This is a genomic window from Clostridium folliculivorans (genome assembly GCF_024341905.1).
Lineage (GTDB): Bacteria > Bacillota > Clostridia > Clostridiales > Clostridiaceae > Clostridium_AR > Clostridium_AR folliculivorans.
On sequence record NZ_BQXY01000004.1, the window covers coordinates 138,482 to 164,468 of the forward strand.

At 30.7% G+C, this 25,987-nt stretch carries 20 protein-coding genes; 9 read left to right on the plus strand and 11 right to left on the minus strand.

All coding sequences use genetic code 11. The features are described from left to right. Nucleotides 1-34 precede the first annotated feature (34 nt). The 4 genes from OCU55_RS13675 (at nucleotide 35) to OCU55_RS13690 (ending at nucleotide 5,541) form a co-directional block, all read left to right on the plus strand. Complete coding sequence (locus OCU55_RS13675; RefSeq protein ID WP_261852870.1) at nucleotides 35-1,171, plus strand: amidase domain-containing protein; 1,137 nt, start codon at nucleotides 35-37, stop codon at nucleotides 1,169-1,171. A gap of 237 nt (nucleotides 1,172-1,408) precedes the next feature. After that, nucleotides 1,409-2,425, plus strand: coding sequence for a dienelactone hydrolase family protein (locus tag OCU55_RS13680; protein WP_261852871.1), 1,017 nt, complete (start codon nucleotides 1,409-1,411; stop codon nucleotides 2,423-2,425). 214 nt (nucleotides 2,426-2,639) lie between these two features. Next, entirely contained in the window at nucleotides 2,640-4,952 is a 2,313-nt protein-coding gene (locus OCU55_RS13685) for an SH3 domain-containing protein (RefSeq protein ID WP_261852872.1), read from the plus strand. A gap of 421 nt (nucleotides 4,953-5,373) precedes the next feature. Next, on the plus strand, nucleotides 5,374-5,541 hold the full coding sequence (locus OCU55_RS13690; protein ID WP_183279468.1) for a CDIF630_02480 family spore surface protein: 168 nt from the start codon (nucleotides 5,374-5,376) through the stop codon (nucleotides 5,539-5,541). Nucleotides 5,542-5,615: 74 nt separating this feature from the next. On the opposite strand, the gene nifJ is transcribed toward OCU55_RS13690, so the two are convergent. The 8 genes from nifJ to OCU55_RS13730 all read right to left on the minus strand — a co-directional run bounded on the left by nifJ (nucleotide 5,616) and on the right by OCU55_RS13730 (nucleotide 16,632). After that, nucleotides 5,616-9,140 (minus strand): pyruvate:ferredoxin (flavodoxin) oxidoreductase, encoded by a 3,525-nt coding sequence (gene nifJ, locus OCU55_RS13695; protein ID WP_261852873.1) that lies wholly within the window; start codon nucleotides 9,138-9,140, stop codon nucleotides 5,616-5,618. Between the two features lie 179 nt (nucleotides 9,141-9,319). Beyond that, nucleotides 9,320-11,032: a methyl-accepting chemotaxis protein gene (locus OCU55_RS13700; protein WP_261852874.1), complete on the minus strand. Its 1,713-nt coding sequence runs from the start codon at nucleotides 11,030-11,032 to the stop codon at nucleotides 9,320-9,322. A gap of 589 nt (nucleotides 11,033-11,621) precedes the next feature. Continuing rightward, nucleotides 11,622-12,365, minus strand: a complete 744-nt coding sequence (locus tag OCU55_RS13705) for a TIGR03943 family putative permease subunit (RefSeq protein WP_261852875.1) — start codon at nucleotides 12,363-12,365, stop codon at nucleotides 11,622-11,624. 1 nt (nucleotide 12,366) lies between these two features. Beyond that, complete coding sequence (locus OCU55_RS13710) at nucleotides 12,367-13,407, minus strand: permease (protein ID WP_261852876.1); 1,041 nt, start codon at nucleotides 13,405-13,407, stop codon at nucleotides 12,367-12,369. Between the two features lie 31 nt (nucleotides 13,408-13,438). Beyond that, on the minus strand, nucleotides 13,439-14,080 hold the full coding sequence (locus OCU55_RS13715) for a GTP-binding protein (RefSeq protein WP_261852877.1): 642 nt from the start codon (nucleotides 14,078-14,080) through the stop codon (nucleotides 13,439-13,441). Between the two features lie 431 nt (nucleotides 14,081-14,511). Further along, a complete protein-coding gene (locus OCU55_RS13720; protein ID WP_261852878.1) occupies nucleotides 14,512-15,471 on the minus strand; it encodes a CobW family GTP-binding protein in 960 nt (319 codons plus the stop codon). Nucleotides 15,472-15,736: 265 nt separating this feature from the next. Then, nucleotides 15,737-16,315: a hypothetical protein gene (locus tag OCU55_RS13725; protein WP_261852879.1), complete on the minus strand. Its 579-nt coding sequence runs from the start codon at nucleotides 16,313-16,315 to the stop codon at nucleotides 15,737-15,739. A 14-nt stretch (nucleotides 16,316-16,329) separates the two neighbouring features. Further along, entirely contained in the window at nucleotides 16,330-16,632 is a 303-nt protein-coding gene (locus OCU55_RS13730) for a hypothetical protein (RefSeq protein WP_261852880.1), read from the minus strand. Between the two features lie 234 nt (nucleotides 16,633-16,866). Here OCU55_RS13730 and OCU55_RS13735 point away from each other — a divergent pair, with 234 nt between their 5' ends. Both OCU55_RS13735 and OCU55_RS13740 read left to right on the plus strand, forming a co-directional pair. Further along, nucleotides 16,867-17,559: a response regulator transcription factor gene (locus OCU55_RS13735; RefSeq protein WP_261852881.1), complete on the plus strand. Its 693-nt coding sequence runs from the start codon at nucleotides 16,867-16,869 to the stop codon at nucleotides 17,557-17,559. Nucleotides 17,560-17,569: 10 nt separating this feature from the next. Continuing rightward, entirely contained in the window at nucleotides 17,570-19,006 is a 1,437-nt protein-coding gene (locus tag OCU55_RS13740) for a HAMP domain-containing sensor histidine kinase (RefSeq protein WP_261852882.1), read from the plus strand. A 136-nt stretch (nucleotides 19,007-19,142) separates the two neighbouring features. On the opposite strand, the gene OCU55_RS13745 is transcribed toward OCU55_RS13740, so the two are convergent. After that, nucleotides 19,143-19,916, minus strand: coding sequence for a MurR/RpiR family transcriptional regulator (locus OCU55_RS13745; protein WP_261852883.1), 774 nt, complete (start codon nucleotides 19,914-19,916; stop codon nucleotides 19,143-19,145). 191 nt (nucleotides 19,917-20,107) lie between these two features. After that, nucleotides 20,108-21,013, minus strand: a complete 906-nt coding sequence (locus OCU55_RS13750) for a Gfo/Idh/MocA family protein (protein ID WP_261852884.1) — start codon at nucleotides 21,011-21,013, stop codon at nucleotides 20,108-20,110. 255 nt (nucleotides 21,014-21,268) lie between these two features. On the opposite strand from OCU55_RS13750, the gene OCU55_RS13755 reads away from it, so the two are divergent. Next, a complete protein-coding gene (locus OCU55_RS13755; RefSeq protein ID WP_261852885.1) occupies nucleotides 21,269-22,156 on the plus strand; it encodes a DMT family transporter in 888 nt (295 codons plus the stop codon). A gap of 102 nt (nucleotides 22,157-22,258) precedes the next feature. Then, entirely contained in the window at nucleotides 22,259-22,900 is a 642-nt protein-coding gene (gene uppS / locus OCU55_RS13760) for a polyprenyl diphosphate synthase (RefSeq protein ID WP_261852886.1), read from the plus strand. 283 nt (nucleotides 22,901-23,183) lie between these two features. Here uppS and OCU55_RS13765 read toward each other — a convergent pair whose 3' ends face one another. Further along, complete coding sequence (locus tag OCU55_RS13765; RefSeq protein WP_261852887.1) at nucleotides 23,184-23,816, minus strand: hypothetical protein; 633 nt, start codon at nucleotides 23,814-23,816, stop codon at nucleotides 23,184-23,186. Nucleotides 23,817-24,495: 679 nt separating this feature from the next. On the opposite strand from OCU55_RS13765, the gene treP reads away from it, so the two are divergent. Continuing rightward, nucleotides 24,496-25,926 carry a PTS system trehalose-specific EIIBC component gene (gene treP / locus OCU55_RS13770; protein WP_261852888.1) on the plus strand — a complete coding sequence of 477 codons (1,431 nt, stop codon included), beginning with the start codon at nucleotides 24,496-24,498 and terminating at the stop codon, nucleotides 25,924-25,926. Nucleotides 25,927-25,987: the final 61 nt, after the last annotated feature.

A 25,987-nucleotide genomic window follows, 5' to 3' on the forward strand; every position in this document is an offset into this window, starting at 1 on the left:
TCACTTAAATATTAGTGCAAAAGGTGGTTTTATTATGCTAAAGAAAATATGTTATGAAAAACAAATGATTATAAAGATATCCAGCGTATTTTTAATTCTTACAATTCTTAGTTCTTGTTTTGATATAAAGCGAGTTAATGCTGAGCCTATTGCTAACGAGAGTGCTAAGCCAATTACAAAAGAAGAGGCTACTACAATAGTACAGGATATCTTTAATAATAGAAACAAAGCAATAATAGATGGAAATATGAATTTAGTTAAAGAATTATATGATACAAAAACCAAGTTTGGAACTTGGGCTTATGAGTATGAGCAAAAGAAAGATCAATACCTTCACAATTGGCAAGAAAAACAAGGCGCTAAATTTATAGAAATAGTTCCTAAGGTTGTTGTAAGAAAAGTAAGAGGTGATCAGTCTAAAGCTTCTATTAACTTTATTTGTTCTACTGAATACAGATATATTTATGACAATGAACCTGATATAGTAAATAGCTTTAGAATAGGGACGTATCACATAATGAGTTTAGCGAAGTTGGAAGATAAGTGGATTATAAATAAAGAATGGTATAAGGATCCTTTTGGAGATTCTTTGGATTTAGAAAAGCTTAAAGTAGACTCTATAAAAACACATATACTTTCCCAGCCCCCAAGAGATTTTTCCACTCTGAATGAGAGAAGAAAAGGTGCTATCGAGTATGCATTTAGATACTGTGGAGCAGCAAGTGAAGAAACTTTTGAATTTAAATATAATAAAAAATATAGAGACTACAACCCAGAAGGCGGAGATTGTGCGAACTTTGCATCACAGATACTATATGAAGGTGGCAAGTTTAAAAAGAATGGAGCTTGGGGATATGATAATAGTGGTGCTACAAGGGCTTGGTTGAATGCTGATGGGTTTAAAAACTATATGGTTGGAAGCGGAAGAGCTTCAGTTATAGCCTATGGAAGTTATGAAAAAGTTTATAAAGCATCTTATAAATTGCTTCCAGGAGATTTCGTTGCATATGAGAAAAAGGGAGACATAAACCACATTTCAGTTGTTACTGGAGCTGATTCTAAAGGATATGCCTTGGTCACTTGTCATAATACCGATAGAAACAATGTTCCTTGGGATTTAGGCTGGAGTGATAAAAAGATAAAATACTGGCTAGTAAGAGTTCATTATTAAAGACACGTAGGATGTACCACTTCGTAATAAAACTTATTATTTTTAAATTCTCTCACCAGAACCCGTGAGAGTTTTAAAAATAGATTGCGGTTCGAAGTGGTACATCTATAATAGCAATTAAATAATATATTTGCTCATCAAAAATAGGCTCATTTATTCACATATAAATGAACCTATTTTCATGATCATTCATATAAATGGTATGTAGAATATTTGTTAATCAGAGTTGATTTTATTATGAGGATAGATTTTGAGTATAATAAAAAAACTATAAAATGTGTTGAAGGATATATATTAAAAGGAAGTAACTATAGAGCTAACTATACAAGATTTAGGACTTTATATAGTTCTCCAGCACCTGGAACAGAAACTGTAGAGGTATATAATTTTGAGCCTAAGAAAGAAGTTAAAGCATCTGCTATTCTTTTGCATGGACTTGGTAGCAGGAATATAAAGTTTTTACTTTGGATGGGTGCTCATTTAGCCTCTGCAGGTGTTTACTGCTCAATTCCAGTAATACCTGGAAACTATACAAGAGTTGAAAATGATTCAGTGAGTGGAAGAAGTTTTTTGTATCCTGAGATAAGGGTAATGTATAAGTTTTGGCAACATGCTGTAGTGGATGTTATGAGTACGATTGATTATCTCGAACAAAAAAAGGTGTGGACGAAAAATAATTGTATAATGGGATATTGTCTTGGTGGAATGCTTTCATCAATTGTAGCTTCCTTAGACAAAAGAATAGATCAAGCTATGTTTATGACTACGGGAGGGTATTTTCCTAAGATAATACATCAATCACCAGCGGCTGGTTTTGCAAGAAAATTATTTAAAGAGGATCATAGGGATATACACTATTTATATGATAAAGAAAGATTGTTTGAAACTTATGAAAGGCAATTGCCAAGTGTTAGAGCTATGTCTTTAAATGAGTTAATTAACAATGATGAAATACATCCGCTTTTTAAAATTGATCCATTGTCTTATGCAAGCAATTTGAAAAAGGAAAGAGTAACTATTATAGATGCATTGTTAGATGAAGTTATTCCCATTGGTAGCAGAATGTCGCTTTTTAGAGAAATGAAGGGAGCATCTAGATATATACTACCTATGACACATGGAAGCTGGTTACCTTTTGAAATACTACTAGCTCAATATATCTTATATAAAGTAAATATTGCTGATAAAATTAGCTTAAAACAAGTTAAAAAGAAATTTAAGCTTGATAAAGAGTTCTTTTTTAATGAAGATTAAAGTTAAATATGAAATTTTGTGGTTAAATTTACTACTTTTTTTCATAAATTGGACACAAATATTTTTTTATAAGTTATAATTAAATAAGAAGTAGTAAAATTCATCATAGTTTTGCAGCATATTTATCTTTATATATGCTCGAAAATTTCATAATTAGTGGTATTTTGGCACATATATAAAGGGTAATAAATGTTTTTAGTGGGGGGATAATCAGTTGAATAGAAAAAAGATATTACAGTTGTTATTAGCTACATCTGCAATTGCATCTACGATTGGATTTACAAATCAATACGTTCATGCTACAGAACAAACTCAAGTTCAAACAACTCAAGTTAATTCCGTAAGCTACCATAATATTATGGGAAGCTCAGAGGCAAGCAAAGAACAAATGATAAATTACTTTAAGTCTTTGAAGATAAGTAATTATCAATTATCTATTTCTATAGATGATTTTGTTAACATTGCGTACGAAGAAGCTCAAGCAGAAGGTGTAAGAGGAGATATAGTAGTATCGCAGGCTTTTTTAGAGACTGGATACTTTAGATATAATGATGGAAAAGGAATAGTTACTGCGGAAGATAATAATTTTGCTGGAATAGGTGCTATAGGAATAGATCAAAGTCGCAGTAAGTTCAAGGATGTAAGAGAAGGACTTAGAGCGCAAGTTCAACATCTAAAGGCTTATGCATCAACAGAGCCATTAAAAAATGAAAAAGCAGATCCAAGGTTCCAGCTTGTTGCAAGAGGCAGCGCAAAGAGTTTAGAAGAACTAGGTGGTAAGTGGGCTTACCCAGGATATGATACCACAGCTTACAGTTCCTTTGATCAAGCATTAAGTTCTGGAGATACATATGGTCAGAGAATTTACTCTATTATTGAGAGAGCAATTGGAGTAAGCAATACAACTAAAAGTAGTACGAATATTACTCAAATAAAGCAGTCTGGTTCAGAAAAAGGACAAGTTGTAAATATAAGCACTAACCTTAGAATGAGGCAAAGCGCTTCGACAGATTCTCCGGTTATATCATATTTAAATAACGGTCAGACATTTGATATAAAAGGTATAGCAGGTGACTGGTACTACATAAGTATAAATGGAAAAGTAGGATATATCCATAAGGATTATGTAAAAGAAACGCCAAGTACAACTGTTGTATTATTGGCTCCAGCTTCTACTAGTAGCAGTACTCAAGTAGTTACTCAAACTTCAACAGTGCAGGCAACTACTACTCAATCTAAAGGACAAGTTATAAATGTAAGCACTAGTTTGAGAATAAGACAGTTAGCTAATATAGGTTCAGCAGTAATAGGTTATTTGAGTAATGGTCAGACATTTGATATAAAAGAAAAAAGTGGAGATTGGTACTATATAAAGTTTAATGATAAACTTGGATACGTTCATAAAGATTATGTTAAGGAAATTAGTGCTTCTACTGAGACAAGTACACCAACTAGCAATAATCAAAATACAAGTAATAATGCTAATCAATCAAATACAAACCAACAAAATAATCAACCTACAAAAACTGTAGAGAAACCTTCTAAAGGACAAGTTATAAATATAAGTACTACTCTAAGAATAAGACAAAGCGCTAACACAAGTTCAGCAATTATTGGCTATTTATACAATGGACAAGCTATTGATATTAAAGATATTAGTGGAGAGTGGTACTATATACAGGTTGCTAACCGAACTGGTTATGTAAGTAAGCAGTATGTAAAAGTTACAGAGACCTCTAATAGTGTTGTTGAGCAAAAACCAGCTGATTCTCAAAATACACCTGTAGTACAACAACCAACAACTCAGGTTCCTACAACACAGCAACCACAAGCACCGCAAGTAACAGTCCAGACTGGTATGGTTTATAATGTTACAACAAATCTTAGATTAAGAAGTAAAGCAAGCAGTGACTCAAGTGCAATAGCATATATACTTCCTAATCAGACGTTTAAGATATTAAGCAGTTCAGGTGACTGGTTCAATATAGATTTTAATGGAAAGACTGGATATGTAAGCAAGGCTTATGTAAAGGTAGTAGCAGAAACAAATACATCAGGAAATGAAACTACAAGTAATGCATTCCAAGAAGTATATAATGTATTAAAGACTCAAATAGGAACTCCTTATATATATGGAGGCTATGGACAAGAAATTACTTCAAGTCTTATTGACTTGCTAAAAAAAGCATTTCCTAGCCAGGCTGATAATGGAATATATGATAATATACCGGTGCAATTTATTAATAAAGGTTACAAAGCTTTTGATTGTTCTGGGCTTATGCAATGGGGATTTAAACAGGCAGGAATAAATATAGGAAGAACCACCTACGATCAAATTAATGATGGTAAAGAAGTAAGCAAAGATGAGGTTAAACCTGGAGATTTATTATTCTATTCAGATATAAGTCATGTAGGTATGTATGTGGGCGACGGAAAATGGATTGAGGCTCCAAATTCTAAGAGCTTTGTGAGAGTCGTAGATGTACCATGGAATAAGATTGGAAAAGTAAGAAGAGTAATAAACTAGTTATAGTTTCTATTAAATTTATATTTAAACACTATTTTAAAATTAAATGTAATTTTTTAGTTAAAAGGTTATTCATACTAAGATATGGATAACTTTTTTTTATTGATTTTAAGTGGAAACATTCGACTAGGTATCTGTTTCTTATTAAGGCTTTTAATAGTTTTATAGAGTAAATTTTATGGATTGGAAGTTTCTTGAAATAATAATTTAGAATTAAAATTGTGGTAATAGGTAATTACGTGTAAAGTAGCCAATACGTAAATGAATACTAAATTTTTTTTAAGCAACAATATATAATATATTGAAATATATTATAACTTAAAACTTTCTTAAGCTAAGTTAGATTAAAACAATGTTTATAGACGTATTAATTAAGGTTAGTGCGTCTAAAAATTAAATCTTTACAGGAGGATTGATTAATATGGCTGATAATAGATATAAGGAACATGATATGGCAAAACCTATAGAAAGACATGACACAGCTGCATGGGCTAATATAGCAGAGACTAAAGAAGTTTCTAATGTTGAAATTCCAAGTGAATTAGATGTTAGAAATGCTAAAGAGTGGGTAGATACAAATCAAAAATAGTAATTAAAAAGAGAGAACCTAAGGTTCTCTCTTTTTAATTTTATTGGTATCAGAGCTTAATTTATTAAAGACGTTTAATAAGTCTGCTCTGCTAAACGTTTATAAGTCTCATAACGTTCTCTAGCATCCTTCTCAGCTGTTTCCCATGCATGATCAACAGCATCAGGGAATACGCTCATCAATGATGTATAACGAACTTCACTACTTAGGAATTCTTTGTAAGGTTTTGTTGGTTCTTTAGAATCCAATACGAATGGATTTTTTCCATCTTCTTTGAGAAGAGGATTATATCTATAAAGATGCCAATAACCTGCTTCGACAGCTTTCTTCTCTTGAGCCATACTTGTTCCCATACCTGTCTTTATACCATGACTTATACATGGGGCATAAGCTATTATAAGAGAAGGCCCTTTATAAGCTTCAGCTTCAGCTATAGCTTTTATAGTTTGATTCATATTTGCACCCATGGCTATTTGTGTTACATACACGTTACCATAAGTCATAGCCATTGCACCAAGGTCTTTTTTCTTAGATTTCTTTCCACCAGCAGCGAACTTAGCAACTGCACCAGTTGGCGTAGACTTAGAAGATTGACCTCCTGTATTTGAGTAAATTTCTGTGTCCATTACAAATATATTAACATCTTCACCACTAGAAATTACTTGATCTAGACCGCCATAACCTATATCATAAGCCCATCCATCTCCGCCCATGAACCAGTGAGATTTTTTAACCAGATAGTCTTTTTTATCTAAGATTTCTTTAAGTGCTGGATCGCTATTAAAGTCTTCTGATCCTATAGCTTCTAGAACCTTTTCTGAAACTTCTCTAGACTTATCACCATCTTCCATTGCTTCTAACCAAGCATTGAAAGAGGACTTAATATTTTCACTTTTTCCGTTCTTTAAATACTCATCCATAAGTTGAGCTATTCTAGATCTCATTTGTTTTACAGCTAAATACATACCAAAACCATATTCAGCATTATTTTCAAATAAGGAGTTACCCCAAGATGGACCTTTTCCCAAAGCATTTGTTGTATAAGGCATTGCCGGAGCACTTCCACCCCAAATTGATGAGCATCCTGTAGCATTTGCTATCATCATTCTATCACCAAACAATTGAGTTAAAAGTCTTATATATGGAGTTTCTCCGCAACCTGGGCATGCGCCATGGAATTCTAATAGAGGTCTTACAAATTGACTTCCTTTTACAGTCTTTTTATCCATTAAGCCTTCTTTACTTGTAACTGTTAGAAAGAATTCCCAGTTTTCAGACTGCATTTTGATTTGTTCATCAGCAGGTTTCATAATTAATGCTTTTCCTGGTGCAGGGCAAATATCTGCACAGTTTCCGCAACCAGTACAATCAAGAGGACTTACCTGTATACGGAATTCTAAGCCTTCAAGTCCTTTACCTGCAGCCTTCTTGGTCTCAAAGGTATCTAAAGCTTTTTGCTTTTCATTTTCATCTAAAAGACTAGCTCTTATTACAGCATGAGGACATACATAAGCGCATTGATTACATTGAATACACTTATCTATCTGCCATTCAGGAATAGTAATGGCTATACCACGTTTTTCATATTTAGTAGTCCCAACAGGGAAGGTTCCATCTTCCATACCTTTAAACGCACTTACAGGAAGCGAATCACCTTCATTTCTAGCCATAGGTCTTTGAAGGTTCTTAACAAAATCAGGTTCCTCTTTTATAGGACCTAAGTCATCAGTGGCTGTCTTCCAAGAGTCAGGAATATTAATTTTATTAAGTGCTCCAATACCTTGATCGATAGCAGCTTGATTCATTTTTACTACTTTTTCGCCTTTTTTGCCATAAGATTTTTCAACTGATTTCTTTAGTAAATCAACAGCCTGTTCTACAGGAATTACGTTAGCTAGTTTGAAGAAAGCAGATTGCATTATCATATTTATTCTTCCGCCTAGCCCTATTGATTGGGCGATAGCAATAGCATCTATAACATAGAAGTTTATATTGTTTTCTGCTATGTATTTTTTCATTGTAGCAGGTAATCTTTTTTCTAATTCTTCGCCAGTCCATGGACAATTAAGCACGAAAGAACCATTCTTTTTTAATCCTTTTAATACATCAAAATTATATATAAATGATTTGTTGTGGCATGCAATATAGTCAGCATTGTATATAAGATATGGAGATTTGATTCTTTGTTTTCCAAATCTTAAGTGAGATATAGTGCTTCCTCCGGATTTTTTACTATCATATGAGAAATATGCTTGAGCAAATAAATCAGAATTATCTCCTATAATCTTTACAGCAGTTTTATTTGCACCTACAGTACCATCAGAGCCTAAGCCCCAGAATTTACAGCTAATGGTTCCTTCTGGTGTAGTATCTATAATATCTTCTTCTTTAAGAGAAGTGTTTGTGACATCGTCAACTATACCAATAGTAAATCCATTTTTAGGTTGATCTTGTTTTAAGTTATTGAATACTGCCAGTATTTGAGATGGTGTAGTATCTTTTGATGCTAATCCATATCTACCACCAACTATAGTAGGTTTCATATCATTGTTATAGAAAATATTACATACATCAAGATATAAAGGTTCACCTGGAGCACCTGGCTCTTTAGTTCTATCTAAAACTGAAATTTTCTTTACGGTTTTAGGAACAGCATTCATAAAGTAATTTTGACAGAATGGTCTATAAAGATGAACTTTTACAACCCCTACTTTTTCACCTTTTTCTTTAAGATAGTCAATTGTTTCCTCTATGGTATCGCAAACTGAGCCCATAGCGACTATTATGTTTTCTGCATTAGGGTCGCCATAATAATCAAATGGATGATAAGCTCTTCCAGTAATTTTTTCTATTTCTCTCATATAGTTTTCTACTATATCAGGAACTTGCTCGTAGAATTTATTTGCAGCTTCTCTTTCTTGGAAGTATATGTCTGGATTTTGAGCAGTTCCTCTTATTGTTGGATGCTCAGGATTAAGAGCTCTAGATCTAAATTGCTTTATCGCGTCGTAATCAACTAGTTTCGCAACATCCTCATAAGCTATTGGTTCTATCTTTTGATATTCGTGAGATGTTCTAAATCCATCAAAAAAGTGTAAGAATGGAATTCTACTTTTAATTGAGGCTAGATGCGATACATTTGTTAAATCCATAACTTCTTGAACATTTGAAGATGCGAGTAATGCAACCCCTGTTTGTCTAGCAGCCATTACGTCCTGATGATCACCGAATATAGATAGAGCATGAGTGGCTATAGCTCTAGCTGTTACATGAAATACTCCAGGTAATAATTCACCAGCTACTTTATAAAGTACAGGTATCATTAGAAGTAGTCCTTGAGAAGCTGTATATGTAGTGGTTAAAGCTCCAGAAGCTAATGAACCATGTACTGCTCCAGCAGCTCCAGCTTCTGATTGCATTTCCACTACTCTAACTGGCTGACCAAATAAGTTCTTTTTTCCATGAGCAGCCCATTCATCAACTCCTTCTGCCATAGGTGTTGATGGAGTAATTGGATATATAGCTGCAACGTCTGTAAAAGCATAAGATGCTTCAGCAGCAGCTTGATTTCCATCCATTGTTTTCATAACTTTAGTCACAGAAAGTACCTCCTTTAATATCGATCTGAATATGCGTACTTTCATAGTATCTACTAGTTATTACTAATAAATGCATAAAAAATAAAGAAAATAGTGTGAAGATTTTAAAATTTATATAAATAAGAAAGAGTATTATCTGGAATTAATGCTCCATATAATACTCTTAGATTAATACATTTTTATATTTTAAATTTTTGAACCATATTATTAAGGTTTTGAACTAATATTGCTTGATTCTGAACTGCTGTTGATACATCGTCAATTGATTCAGTAACTTCAGTAATGCTGCTAAGTATCTCCTCAGAGCTTGCAGCAGATTCTTCTGCTGTAGCTGAAAGATTTTGTATTGATTCACTTACCTGATCCATAACTGTATTCATTTGTTTTGAGGAAGAGGCAATCTCTTCAGACATATCATTTACAAAAGCTGCATCTTTTTCATATTGGATACCTGTACTCATTAGAAATTCATAAGTTGGCTTTACTACATCGTTCATGTAATCTAACATACCTGACCCTGTTTCGGAAAGTTTACTGAAGGCTGATTGCACTTGATTAACCATAGCTTGTATGCTGACTACAGCTTCTGAAGATTGTTCTGCTAATTTTCTCACTTCATCGGCAACAACGGCAAAGCCTTTGCCTTGCTCACCTGCTCTTGCTGCTTCTATAGCAGCATTAAGGGCTAAAAGGTTAGTTTGTTCTGCGATTGCTCCGATAGAATCAGCTGCAATTTTAACTTTTTCAACTACCTTGCCTTCTTCAATAGCTGATAGTAACCCAGATTTTTTTTCTTCATAGATTTCTGCACTTTCTTTAATGTTTTTTGAAGCGGTTTCTTTAATTGAAATCGCTCTTTTATCAATTTCTCTAACTGATTTCAGAGAATCTTCAGCTCTATTTGCTAATTCATTTGTAGTTGCAGTTACTTCTTCAGAAGAAGAGCTTACAGTCTCAAATACCATGCTGAGATTTTGAGCTCCTTTAGCTATTTCATCAGTAGATTGACTTATGGATTGCATTACTGCAGAAATTTCTTGTGTTGAAGCCGCCAGTTCTTCACTAGATGCACTTAAGGTTTCTGAATCGTTAATAACCTTAGAGATTAATTCTTTCACATTGCTGCTGGCTTTGTTTAATTCAACAGCAAGATTACCAAATTCATCTTTACTATCAATTGTCATAGCATGAGACAAGTCGCCTTCGCCTAAATAGTGTGCGAAATTTAATATTCTCTTTATTTGGCGAGAGATTGTGAGTGTTAAAGTTGTAGAAAGTATGATTCCAATTAGTATAGCTACAACTGAAATAGATACTACGGTTATTAAAGAATTTTTATATATAGTATTATTATTAGTTTCTTTAATCACAGCACTTTTATCTACATCACTTACTAATTTTTCTATAGAAGTTGTAAGTTTATTTCTAATATCAGCAGAACTTGTACTAAGTGTAGCTGCTTCATCATATTTTCCTTCTGATACAAGAGCTATTATCTTATCACAAGCTGCTCTATAATCTGACAATTCACTCTCTAATTTTGAAAACTCGGTCTTTTCATCAACAGTTAGGATGGTCTTTGAAAATTCATCAAAAATTTTATTATTTTCTTGTCTATATGAAGCAATATTTTCTTGTGTTGAAGAAACCTTTGATTTGTCTCTTGCTTCAACTAAGTTAATTACGCTTAGTCTAATATGCATTGTATTGGCATTAGCAATTTCTAGATTTTTTAAGGTTTGAAATTCCTCGTTATACATTGAACTAGATGCTTGGTTTATTTTATTCAAGTTTAGCTGACTAATTAAGGTTATAGCTACCATAAATACAATAACTATTGAAAAGCCAGATATGAGTTTACTCTTAACAGATAGATTATTGAATATTTTCATAATTTAATCTCCGATCTTTTTATTTAATATTTTATCGAGTTTACCACTAACTTTAGAATTTTACATATTATCAATACTTTCTGATATGTTCTTTAAAAAATAAATATTGGTAAAGAAATCTTTTAGATATATTTACTCATAGTTATAAGAAAAACTTTAATAAATATAAATTATAAATTTTGAATACCAATTTAAATCTATGAATCTTTATAAAATTGTTATTTAATTTCAATTTAACTAAGTAAGCCGTTCTATTTTTGAGTTATCTCCATAAAATTATTGATTTAACTATAATGTTATAATCTTTTAATGCTTTATTATGACTTATATTAAGTATATTAGCATATTAAATAAAATACAATACTAATTAATACTAATTATCGATTGTGTACAATGCAAATAATGGTATGTTATATCTTTATTCATTTACATGGCGGTTAGTGGTAAGTATGTGTATAACAGGAGTTTTTAACATGTTAATAAATTTGAATAAATATAAATCAATGACAAATAATATTTATTGAAATTTATTTGTAAAAAAAAATCTCTTTTAGATAGTTCTAAAAGAGATTAATTATATACATATGATTTATTTTAAGTAAACATAAGGATCAGAAGGCTTTTGTATAGTTTGAAAACTATCAGCTACAACAACTGGTGTTACAGTTTTTTGACCATCTTGAACTTGATCTTTTTCGGAGACTTTACCAACTACTGTAACCCATTGTCCTTCCTTAAAATCTATACTTCTATCACGTATTCTGCCTATAGGCCCAACAATTTGTGAGTCAGCTATACAGCAACTCATATATAATCTAGAAATTACAAATTCATTTGTATCTAGCCCTTGTTCTTTGTGTATAAATCCACTTATAGTAACCTGTCTCCCTTTGTATTCAGATACATGCTGGAACATATCTGACAATGAAGCTACATAATTTTCGCTGGTTATATTAAGCGGAAGCTTCTTTGCTCTTTCTTCTGCAGTAAGTTCTCCAGAGACATTAGCTAGCTTATTTATTGCTTTTACGCCTTTATTGTCAACTATAGTGGTATCAATGCCTGCTTTGCTTGCACCATAACCTACTATAATAGTGAATATAAACAGAAGATGAACTTTGTTAGATCTTTTATAAGTAGCTATAGTAAAAGATTTTTTTAGTTGATAAAGAGTTAAAATTATTAATGCTATTTGGAGTATATTTACATAAAATATTAGCTTAGGAGTTATAAATAATTTTATGTTGCCAGTAGCATTAAGGTTATAAAGAAATAATGATAATAGAAACAAAGTAATAAATTTTATAAACTCATTAAAATTAAATCTTTTCATGTTAAATCACCTTCATTACTTCCATAAAGTTAACTAAAGAACCTAAGATAAAGCAAATAATAACAATGCATATAATCAATGTAATTACATACTTTCTTTTAAAGCCTCCAACTAGCATCAAGGTGTTCTTTATATCAAGCATAGGTCCAAATATTAAAAAGGCTATTATAGATCCAGTAGTAAACTGGCCCACAAATGTAGAGCCTATAAAAGCATCTGCTTCGGAGCAGATTGAAAGGATAAAAGCTAGTCCTATCATAGCGAGTACAGAAATATAAGGATTTCTAGCTAATACATTTATACTATCTCTTGATACTAGAACTTGGAATACTGCAGATAAAATTGCACCGAAAATTAGAAATTTGCTTATGTCAAAAAATTCTGTGATAACATTATCAAGCAACGAAGATAATTTTGATTTGTTTTTAGATGCAGTATGAGATTCACCGCATCCGCAAAGATCATCACTATCATCATAAATATCTTCTCTAAGTAAATCTGAGTTATTTCTTTCTAGTATACTTATAATAGATCCTATAGCTATGGCTGCTACAATTCCTGCAATGCTTCTTATAAACAATATAGATATTCTATGATTAAAAGCATAATATGTAGACATAAGTACTACTGGATTGATGATAGGGGTAGCTAGCATAAATGTAGTAGCAACTCCAACTGGCACACCTTTTTTTATAAGTCGCCTTGCTATAGGAATTATGGCGCACTCACATATTGGAAAGAATATGCCTATTACAGATGCAGATAATAAAGCTAAAAACTTATTTTTAGGTAAGATTCTGGCTATAGTCTTTTCAGATACATAAAGTTGTATGAAAGATGATATAAGAGAACCTATAAATATAAAGGGCATTGCCTCTAAAATTATACTTATAAAAATCGCGGAAAAGTTTTTTAGGGTTCTTCCATTTAAGGCTATCTTAAATTTTAACATTAATAATATTATCAATATTATCAATGGAATAAATGCTAATTTTGATAAATAGTTTATGTAATTTTTCTTAGAAGTTTCTCTATATTCCATTGTAAACACCGCTTTCTAATCACTGAGGTAATTATATTTTAGATAAGATTGTTTTTAGAGAAATTCTTAAAAATTTAAGAAAACCTCCGTCTAAGATGGCCATGTACTGTAACTCTTTTTCTAGAGAATCCATTTTATCTATATCAGCTATAAATGTATCTCTATTCAGGCTATTAATATTGGATTTAATTTCTTTAAGCTTGTCCTTAGAAATCTTAGAACAATTATTTAATATTATTAGATTACTGTGGTATATGCAAGGAAGAACAAGTCCAGGCATATTGGATAGGAACATTCCATATGTATTAATATCAGAAATATAGAAAACTGAACTAATATTGCAACGATTAGTTAATTCCAGGGAAATAGTATCAACTAATTCAATAAGATCTTTTGTACCATTGTATTCTATTATTATCCTATGAGGCTTATATTTATCTATCATAGAATTAATATAGTCTGAACTCAGCTTTAATTGTGGATTATACTGTTCTAATATTATGTTCTTACTATTTATAATACTATCTTCGATTTGACATAAGCCTTGTTCATTTTGAATAATTAGTACCTTTTCCATGAAAAGAAAAGTATTCTTTATAAGTGTATTTATAAAATATGTTTTACCAGACCCTATAAAGCCAGTTACTATTTCAATATCTATTTTAGTTTTCATAGTGTAATCACGCCTTTAAGTTTAAATGTTTGTATAAATTATGGATGTACCACTTCGTAATAAAACTTATTATTTTTAAATTCTCTCACCAGAAGCCGTGAGAGTTTTAAAAATAGATTTCGGTTCGAAGTGGTACATCTATAATAATACATTATTATAGTACACCTATATAAGAATAAGTTACATAATAATTAATTTCTAATTGTGGTATATCTTTTCTGATGCCTTGATAATCTAATTTATGTTTTTAATTAAAAACTTGTACTATTTAAAGGATGTAAAAGTTAGTCAATAATTACAGGGCTCCAACTACAATTGTTATTTTATAGCTGTTAGAAGGTTTATAGATATCCAAACCTTCCACAAATAGAAAATTGATTTTGTAGGGGAACCCCAAAATAGGTACTTAAATATAAATTATAAAATAAAATTTAAACTTCAAATAGTTTCTTTATCTCGCTTGAATTGAGCTCATTTCCAATAACACAGACTCTTCCTGAATAATCTGGCAAAGAAGGCCTTATCTCAAACTCTCCTGGTACAAAGTCAAATTCTAACCATTTGCTGCTTGAGGATTCTATTATTCCTTTTGCTCTTAGAATTGTTCCATATATTTTTTTATCATTTAATCGAGTGAGTATAGATTCTAAGGTACTTTTTGAAAATACTTTAGGTGTTTCTATCCCTATAGTCTTAAAGGTTTCTCCAGTAGATCTTGTTGTTGAGCTTTTAAGCGAAACTTTAGCCAAGCTACTTCTTATAAGATTTACCTTCTCAATAAGCTGCTTTTGAGCATCACCTTCAGCGATATTTATTATATCTTCAGCTTTTAAATCATCCCATGGAGTTGTTATTATATTTGCATTTTTATTTAATTCTCTAATCTTTGAGACAGTTTGTACCACCATATCTTTAGTCACATTCTGAGTTCTACTCAATATTATAGTTTTGGCATTTATTATTTGATTTTTATAGAAATCATCAAAATTTAATACGTACATATCATATTTTGTTATATCTATTACTGTCATTATCATATTTATAGCAACCTTATCCTTTAGATTAGGTTCTTTAAACACAGATAATATTTCTGAAAGTTTTGCTACTCCAGATGGCTCTATTATTATTCTTCCAGGATTATACTTACTAATTACTTCATTAATTCCTTCAGTGAAATCTCCATAAACACTACAACATATGCAGCCTGCATTTATTTCTTTAACATCGATCTTAGTAGTTTTTAAGAAACTGCTATCGATACCTATTTCTCCAAATTCATTTTCTATTATTGCGATCTTATCGTTCTTTAGTTGTTCGCTTATAAGTTTTTTTATAAGCATAGTTTTTCCTGCACCTAAAAAACCAGAAAATAAATCTACTTTTACCTTCAAAGAAATCCCTTCTTTCTAAAGCTTCTACTTTTACATTCTAAACCTATGAAAAAATTTAATCAATGCAAATGATTTGCATTGTATACTATATACAAAAAGTTAACAAATTATGATTATCAATATGCAGAAAATGTATTATAGATTTTATTGATAATTATATGAAAAAAGTATGCTAATAATGTTCCATACAATTAAAAAGTAAGTATTCATTTATTAATAAAAAAATCTGCCATCAAGAATGTGAGTTGATAGCAGACTTTTTCTTTTAGGATGCAGTATTGGTTGATGTAGAATTTTGAACTGTAGTGATAAGTGAAGACATTGCATCATTTAGTTGTTTTAGTAAATCGGTTCTCTTATTTTGAATGGATATAATATTATTAAGTTCACCTTCTATAGGATCATAATTTTTACTTTTGAAATCATTCTTTATAGTGTTAAATGAAGCTTTTATAGTACCTGATGTAGATGAAAGCGAAGAAAGTTGAGTTTTTATAGAATCTAGTTGAGATCCTATTTTGCTTAAATCCTCACTACTAATCTGGCTATTATTGCCTTTTATACCCTTTAATAATGTTTTTACCTGTTCCTTTTTTGAAAGTATTTCTTTTCGTAAAGCTTGATTGGTTTCGTGATTTTGTTTGATGATATCTTTCTTTGAGGAGATTAAAGTCTTATACTCCTTTCTTTTTTCAATGTTTGATATCACTTGAGCTTTCTTTTCTACAAGATTACTTAGTTTACTAGTAGAAACATTTAACTCATCTGCCCTTACTAGGGTTGAAGGTATTATTATTGATAATGCTACTAATGAAGACACTAATTTTAATTTTAAATTTTTCATTTTTATAATCCCCCTTAATTAATGGTATTTACTAAATTTTCGGTTTCATTTATATCATTTTTGTCATCTAACTCGTTCATTACACTATCAAGCTTATTCATAGAACTATCAATATTTTGTGCAACATCGCTATTACTATCTGTCTTTGCTGTAGAATTGTTTGAGTTAGAAGAATTGGACTTAGTTGCAGTAGATTCTTTATTACTTATATTTGATTTGTTTGTACCACTAGTAGAGTTTATTGGCTTGTTACGGGTGCATCCTATAAACAATGATACTGATAACATAATAATTAGAATGAAATAAAATTTTTTCAATTTAAACCTCCTATGTAACTTCAAGTTTTAACTGTATGATTAGAGTATAACATCTGATATTAGGATAAGTCTCTGAAACTTTGTGGCAAAACTGTGGCAAGATTACTTAGTTAACAAAGAACTATATACACTATGATATAATCAAAATAAAAATTTATATAAAGACTTATAACTTAAGTTTTAAATCAATTTTTAAAATTTCATGTCTTCTATAGATAAAGAGGTGATTTAATAATGGCAGAGAAGCTAATATATATTGCAGATGATGAGGTCAAAATACAAGATTTGATAAAGATGTTTTTAAAAAAAGATGGTTATGCTGTAGAAACTTTTTCTGATGGAAGTTCTTTGCTTGAGCAGTTCATGAAAAGGACTCCAGATATGGTCATATTAGATATAATGATGCCTGGTATGGATGGTCTTGAAGTTTGCTCAAAGATAAGGTTGCATAGTAATATACCAATTATAATAATTTCGGCAAAAGACAGTGAATCAGATAAAATTGCGGGACTTATGCTTGGCAGTGATGATTATATGACTAAGCCATTTAGTCCAGTGGAACTTGTGCTTAGAGTAAAAAGCATATTTAGAAGAATGGAATTTGATAAAAGTAATTTTAGTACTGATATAATTCGTGTAGGTGATATAAATATTTACTTAGATAGAAGATTTGTTGAGTGTAAGGGTAATGAAATAAAACTAACCCCAATGGAGTTTAATTTAATAGGATACCTTTGTAAAAATGTTAATAAAGGAATAAGTAGAGAAGAATTATTAAACAAGGTTTGGGGATTTGATAGTGAAGTGGATACAAGAGCTACTGATGATATGATAAAGAGAATACGTAAAAAGTTAGCTAATGCAAATTCAAACTTAAGAATAGAAACTCTTTGGGGATATGGATTTATAATGAAAATAGCTGAATAGAGGTGTTTATGTGAGAAAAGCAAAGAAGTCTATAAATAAAAGTATCTTCACTTCTCATCTAATAATAATATTAATATTTATGTTGCTAACAGCTATTATATTTGATTTAGCTTTAAGAATTTATGTTAGAAGGGAAACAAGGAATCAAATTATTACGACAGGAGAGATATTACAAAAATCAATAAATCAAAATTCAACTAATTTGGGTTTAGATAAGTTGCAGAACTTGCAGGTAAATGAGAGGGGTAATTCAAGACTAAACTCAATTCTAAAAAGAGCCAACTCTATCTTGGATATTAAATATATAGTTATAAATGAAGACAAAAATATAATATATCCTAATGAAAATATTAATCAAGAAGATAAAGATACTTCAAGTGAGTTAATTGCCAAAATAAAAAAAAATCAAATATCTAATATTAGTAGAGGTGTAGTGATTAACTTGAATATTCGTGGTAATAAGTATCAGGCTGTATCATATCCTATTAAGCTACAAAATAATAGTTGTTACCTAATTGTATATTCAGATTTGTCTAAGAGTGATGAAGTCACAAGGAAGGTAAATCTTTTACTTTTTTCTATACTTATAATAATGGCTATAATCTCTTTAAGTATATCAACAAAATTGGCTAAGAAGATTAGCAATCCAATTTATGATGTAATAAAGTATGCAAAAAATATTGCAGAAAGAGACTACACGGTAAAAGAGTTTAATTTTGAACATGAGGAGCTTACAGATCTATCAAGGACTATGAGCTTTATGGCTACAAAACTTTCTTCTTATGATAATACTATGAAAACTTTCATGCAGAATGCATCTCATGAACTTAGAACACCTTTGATGTCGATACAAGGATATGCAGAAGGTATTAGGCTTAATGTTGTAGAGGATAAAAACAAAGCTATAGAAATAATAATAGAAGAAAGCAAGAGACTATCTACCCTAGTTGAAGATCTATTGTATTTATCAAAAATAGATGCAATGCAAGATGATTTTAATTTAGAAAAGGTAGATATGAAAGAATTAATAAGCAGTTCCATTGATAGGATTAAAGGCATTACTATAAAAAATGAAAGAGAAATATTATTTACACATTGCGATGAGGAGTTGTTTTTATATTGTGATGAAGAGAAATTAATGAGAGCAATCATTAATATATTAGCTAATTGCATTAGATACTCCAATAAGATAATAGATATTTCCTTAGAAAAGAAAGATGAAGCTATAGTTATAGATATAAATGATGATGGTTCAGGTTTTGATAAGGAAGATAAGGAACATATATTTGATAGGTTCTTTAAAGGAAAAGGCGGAAATTATGGATTGGGGTTAGCTATTACAAAGACAATTATTCAGAAACATAGCGGTATAATAACTGCTGATAATAATATAAGAGGGGGAGCAAACTTTAATATAATATTGCCATTGCAAAAAAGAAATACATAATTGAGTTTCATAATATATGAAACTCAATTATGTATTATATATAGCTTTTTTCATTGCATGAACTATAACTAAATAATCTATCTTTATTAGTTTTCGATAATTAGATTGCTACATTGACGTGTTAAGGAATAGATTCTTATACTTCGTATAAGAATCTATATCTCATTAAAATAAGATCTTTAACGTATAAAAAAGCATATCTCCCTACAAAAGGGAAGTATTCATTTCCATATAGAATTACCTTAGTTACGTACTCAAGTAGAGGGGTAGCTGGATTTTGAGTGATTAATACTTTTTTTGCTTTACTTTGCTTTAAGGCTTCACTAAGTCTGGAATTATAGCTGCAGCCACCTGATATTGAAAATATAACTAGTAATGAATTTTCATCTAATGATTTTATATTATCTAGTTGCTTATCAATATCTACAAAAACTGTTGCAAATTTACCTAGTACCATTAATTCACTCTGAAAATCGAGAGTAATGCTCTGTCCTGTATTTAAACCTACCAGGGATACACTGGGATAATCATGTATATACTGAACTAATTGGTCAATTTCCTCTGTCTTTAAAGTTTCAGTAGCTAAGTCTATGTTTTTCTTAGCCATAAAAAATAGATCAGAGGCATCCTCATTAATGTTCATGTTTATGCTTTTATTTCTTGGATCAAAATATTCATTGTCATCATATACTAGCATGTTTTTAAATTCATAAAAGCTGTTGCAACCTAGTTTTCTGCAAAACCTACTTATGGTAGAAATGGATACATAACATAAGTCAGCTAACTGGTTTATACTCATGCTTGATATTTTATTTATATTTTGAAGCATTATCCAAGAAATATTGTAGTCAATATCTTTTTCATTACTGGTATTAATTATTAATAATAGCTTATGAACAACATCACTCATTTTTTTTCACCACCATTGCATTAATTTTAGCATTTGTATTAATTAGTATTAAGTTATATATAAATTAAATCTATTATGATATTGATGGATCATGTGTATTGTTAGTTTATAAAACCTATTTTAAAAATTATATTAATTTGTTTTTAAAATAAGTGTTATAAAAAGTTAAGTTCGTATAAGTATAGAAAGGATTATAGTTGCATAAGTTTTTCTATAATATCTTCGCATATTTTATGTGTAAGGAGTGCGTCTTCTAAGGATATAGCGGTCTCTTTCCCATCTCTTATACAGTCTATGAAATGATTTATTATTTGCTCAAAACCTTTTCTATATAAGGTTGTATCCCAATCGCCTAGTTTACTTAAGCTCTCTTTATTATTAGCTAGGCTAGAATTATGCGCCATATCTTTTACAACAATTTTTTTGCCAGGACACATATATTCAACGAGTTCTTCTGACATACCACTATCCCTGTTCATTATGGCAATTGAAGTAGTATTTTCATTTGATAGTTTTGTAACTACATTATATAACTTATTATTTTTTATTAATCCATTTACCTGAAGGTCAGCTATATTTCCACCCATTAAGAATCTTGCTGTATCAAGCACATGTATATAGTCGTCAAGTATAAATGTTCTTATATCTTGAGGGCTAGAGACTCTATTTTTTTGCACTAAAATTACATTGGCAGTTTCTTCGTTTTTAATTGAAGAATACATAGGAGCAAATCTTCTATTAAAACCTATCATTAGAGTTCTATTATACTTGTTTGCAATGTCTACCAGTTGTTTTGATTCTTCATAAGAGTAGGAAATCGGCTTATCTACGTAAACATGTATACCTGACATAAGTAGTTTCTTACAGATTTCAAAATGAGATTCAGTTGCGGTATGAACAAAAGCAGCTTGAATCTTTGAATTTATTAAATCATCTATTGACGTTGTGTACTCAGTAATTCTATATTTTTTAGCTTGCTCTTTTAATTTTTCGTTACTCCTTGTACAAAATACAAGTTCTATATCCTCTCTTGCTGTTATAACAGGTAAATATGCTTTTTGGGCAATTCCACCTAAACCTATAACTCCAATTCTCATAACAAATCCTCCTAGTAAAAAATCTTTACCTAAATAATTATAAAGCACCTAAACTACAATGACAAACAGTTATATATAATGTAAAGTATTATATAAGCATGTACAATAGAGCTTAATTAAGAAAACTAAACTTATGAATGCTTGAAAATCCTTTATCTGTGAGGGTTTTTAGAGTTTGTAAATTTACAAGTTTAATATTGTGAACTTATAAGAAATTACTTAAGAAAAGACTACTTAGAATTGGGGGCTAAAGACGTGAATGATAAGATAAAAATATTATTAGCAATGATTATTTTTGGAAGCATAGGAATTTTTGTAAAGAATATAAATTTACCATCTCTAGAGATTGCTTTTTTAAGAGCTACAATAGGAAGTTTATTTTTATTTTCTTTTAGCGTAATAGGTAAGCAAAAGATTTTTATATCGAGAATAAGAGAAAATGTAATTCCATTAATACTTTCAGGTATTGCTATAGGCTTTAATTGGATATTATTATTTCAGGCCTATAAATATACTACTGTTTCAATAGCTACTATAAGCTATTATTTTGCACCGATGTTTGTAATAATTGCAGCACCTTTTATACTTAAAGAAAAACTTACAGGTACTAAGTTAGCGTGTCTAATAGCAGCACTGATTGGAATAGTGATGATATTAAATTCTGGTGAAAGTGCAGGTGAGTTTTCGCAGAATATTAAAGGTATACTGTATGGGCTTAGTGGAGCTGCTTTATATGCCACTGTAGTATTGACAAATAAGTTTATAAAAGGTTTGTCGGGATTTGATACTACACTAATTCAACTTGTAGTTTCAGCAATAACACTTTTACCTTTTATAATTTATAGAGGCGAAATAATGAAGGTTTCAACACTAGGGGCTAAGGGTATTATGTTTGTATTAATTGTTGGAGTTATACATACAGGCATTGCTTATTTATTATACTTTACTGCTATGAAGAGCTTAGAGAGTCATTCAATAGCTATACTTAGTTACATTGATCCTATATCAGCGGTAGTTTTTTCGACATTATTATTAAGTGAATCTATTACTGTTGTTCAGATAATTGGGGGTATCATAGTGCTTTTATCTACATTTTTAGTAGAAAGGGTTGGCAAACTACCATTACAGAACTTAGAAAAGTAAATTATATCTTTGTATAACAAATATCTGTGGTTAGTTTTTGGTATGTTGGCAATAATATGTATATGATTCATATTTAGACTTATATATTATTGAGGTGGGTTTATGAGAATACCAAATCACGTAGGAATAATTCCAGATGGAAATAGAAGATGGGCTGTAGATAAGGGATTATCTAAAGAGAATGGATATATTTCAGGAATAGATCCTGGATTGGAACTTTTTACTTTGTGTAAAAATGCTGGAATAAAAGAAGTAACTTATTATGGTTTTACTGTTGATAATACAAAAAGGCCTGCAGAACAAAGGAAAGCATTTACAGAGGCTTGTATTAATGCTGTAAAGGTTCTTTCAAATCAAGATGCAGAATTACTTGTAGTAGGAAATACAAAGTCTGATATGTTTCCGAAAGAGCTAATGCCTTATACCGTAAGAAAAACCTTCGGTAATGGAGGTATGAAAGTTAATTTCTTAGTAAATTATAGTTGGAAATGGGATTTAGACCATCTTAAAGAGGTTAAGTCTAGAAGTAATAATATTAATAATCAAATACAATCTTATGATGTGTCTAGAGTAGATCTTATAATAAGATGGGGCGGCAGGAGAAGACTGAGTGGATTCCTTCCTGTACAATCTATTTACTCAGATTTTTATGTTATTGATGAGTATTGGCCAGATTTTAAGCCAGAGCATTTCTACAATGCATTGAGCTGGTATAGTGATCAAGACATCACTCTTGGAGGATAAAATCATTAGATATAGCGATTTTATTTGCAATTTTTTAAATTAAGTATGTTAACGTATTTAATTTATACACACCATAATGATTAATAGAGATAAATTTGTGGATAAAAATAAAAAATAGTGTGGATAATCTCAGACATAGGCGAGGTTATCTACACTATTTTGTTATCCATAAAAGCATTAAGTTTTAATCTACTATCATAGTAGATATTTCAATAGGCGTATTTACTACAGTGAAAAAGCTTATTTGCCCTTAAGTGATTTTAAGAATTACTAAAAAGTTATATTATGAGCCTGTACTGTTGTTGCTTGTACTATTGTTCGCGTTATTATTAGTACTATTATTGTTGTTTGTAGCTCCGTTATTGTTGTTGTTATTTTGTCTTTGAGGCATATTTGCTCTTACTTTTTCCATAATCTTATCAGCTTGGGCTTGTGTTATTGTGCCATTGGAAACTAGTTGACTAAGTGGGTTGAAGTTGCCTCTGTTCCCTTTATTCTGTCCGTTTTGATTACTTGGTGCTTGTTGGTTATTTTGATTATTTTGGTTTTGTTGATTATTATTTTGCGTATTGTCATTAGCATTACCTTGGCTATTACCACTGTTATTATTCTGTTGCCCATTCCGTCTTTGCGTAGATGAGGTCAATGCCTCCAAAACTTTAGTTCCTTGATCCTTAGTAATAGTTCCATCAGATACAAGTGAGTTTACACTATCCTCCATTTGTTTCTTTCTTTCTTCTGAATTTGCTGCCCAATTCTTTCCGTTTTGTTGTCTTTGCTGCCCTTGTTGATTTTGAGTAGCTGCATTAGCTTGTGTATTTTTATTAGAGCTACTACATCCTGTAAGTAATAATCCTGTGATGCTTAAAGCTGAAACTACCATCACAAGCTTTTTAGATAATACGTTTTTTATCATGTTTTCACTCCTTAACTTTCAAGTGTTTCTAATTTGAATATTTTTATATAGACTGCTTGTCTAAAAAAATTATATTTTATTATTGTGTCAATTTGATGTGATGATTTTGAACAAATTGTTACTAAATATCAATTAAGTGGCACACTAATATAATTTAAATGTTTTAAAATATGATAAGTGCGTTGTAAAGGAGGATAGGGCATTATATTTGTGATATTAATTAATGCATTATTGAGTAATTATAATCAAAAAATATTTGGGTACAGAAGATAAATTAGAAAAAATAAAAAATATATATTGACGAACCTGTACGTACAGCATATAATAAAAACATAGACAAACTTGTACGTATAGGTTGTAATTAATGAAAATGTTTTCTTGAATTTTAAAAGGACTTATTGAATGAATTTTTTATCCTTTAGAGGAAATTATAGCTCAATTATATCTGTGGATAATTATGCTAACAGACTTAAGACATAGTATAAGTTAAAGAATAAAAAAGAAGAATATGTCGCCTGCCAGAATTTCTTCACATACGTTCAGAAAAGGCAGATGCGCAAAAAAATTTAATAAAGAAAATCGCTTTATCAAATTTTTTATTTAAAGTCTATGTAATCATTTACTAAATTAATTTTTAAACATAAACTTATTTATATTAAGATGTCGGGGGGATTATTTTATGGCTAAGTTTTCTAATGATGCAAAGCTTTTATTAGAATATGTAGGTGGAAAAGAAAATATATCAGCTGTAACACATTGCGCTACTCGTATGAGGTTCGTGTTAGCTGAGCCTAAAAAGGCAGATGTGAAGAAAATTGAAAGTTTAAAGAGTGTAAAGGGAACTTTTACTCAAGCTGGACAATTTCAGGTTATCATAGGTAATGAAGTATCTATGTTTTACAATGACTTTGTTGAGGTAGCAGGTATAGACGGAGTAAGTAAAGAGCAGGCAAAAGTAGCAGCTAAGGGAAACATGAACTTTATGCAAAGACTACTAGCAAACCTTGCTGAAATATTTACACCACTTATACCAGCATTAGTAGTAGGTGGTTTGATCTTAGGTTTCCGTAATGTAATAGGAGATATCAAGCTTCTTGATGGAGGCACTAAGACAATAATAGAAGTATCACAATTTTGGGCAGGCGTCCACTCATTCTTATGGCTTATTGGTGAAGCTATATTCCACTTCTTGCCTGTAGGAATAACATGGTCAATATCTAAGAAAATGGGTACAACTCAAATACTAGGAATAATACTAGGTATAACGTTAGTATCTCCACAGTTATTAAATGCTTATGCGGTAGCAGGAGCAAAGGAAATTCCAGTTTGGAACTTTGGTTTTGCGCAGGTTCAAATGATTGGTTACCAAGCTCAAGTAATTCCAGCAATACTTGCAGGATTTTTACTTGCAATATTAGAGAAAAATATTCGTAAGGTCGTTCCGGAATATATATCAATGATAGTAGTTCCATTTTTATCACTTGTTCCAACAGTACTTATAGCTCATACAGTGTTAGGACCACTTGGTTGGAAGATAGGTTCAGGTATATCATATGTAGTATATAACGCTTTAACTTCATCTTTTGGATGGTTATTTGCAGCTGTATTTGGATTTGCTTATGCACCTTTAGTAATTACAGGCTTACATCATATGACTAATGCTATAGACTTACAACTTATGGGACAGTTAGGCGGTACAAACTTGTGGCCGATGATAGCTTTATCTAATATAGCACAAGGATCAGCAGTACTAGCTATGATTTTTATAAATAGAGATAATGAAGAAGAAAAGCAAGTATCTATACCAGCATGCATATCATGCTATCTAGGGGTAACTGAACCAGCAATGTTTGGTATAAACTTAAAATATGTATATCCATTCTTAGCCGCTATGACTGGATCAGCAATTGCAGCAGTTATTTCTGTAGGATCAGGAGTTATGGCTAACTCAATTGGAGTAGGTGGACTTCCAGGAATTTTATCAATAAAGCCACAATACATGGTTACTTTCGCTTTATGCATGGTTGTAGCAATAGCAGTACCATTTGTACTAACTATAGCTCTTTCAAAAAGAAAAGCGATAAAAGACAAAGCTAGCTTAAATGGATAATAGAATTTGAAATTAATGTGAGAAGAGAGGTAGGGGGAAACTCCTTCCTCTTTAACACTTA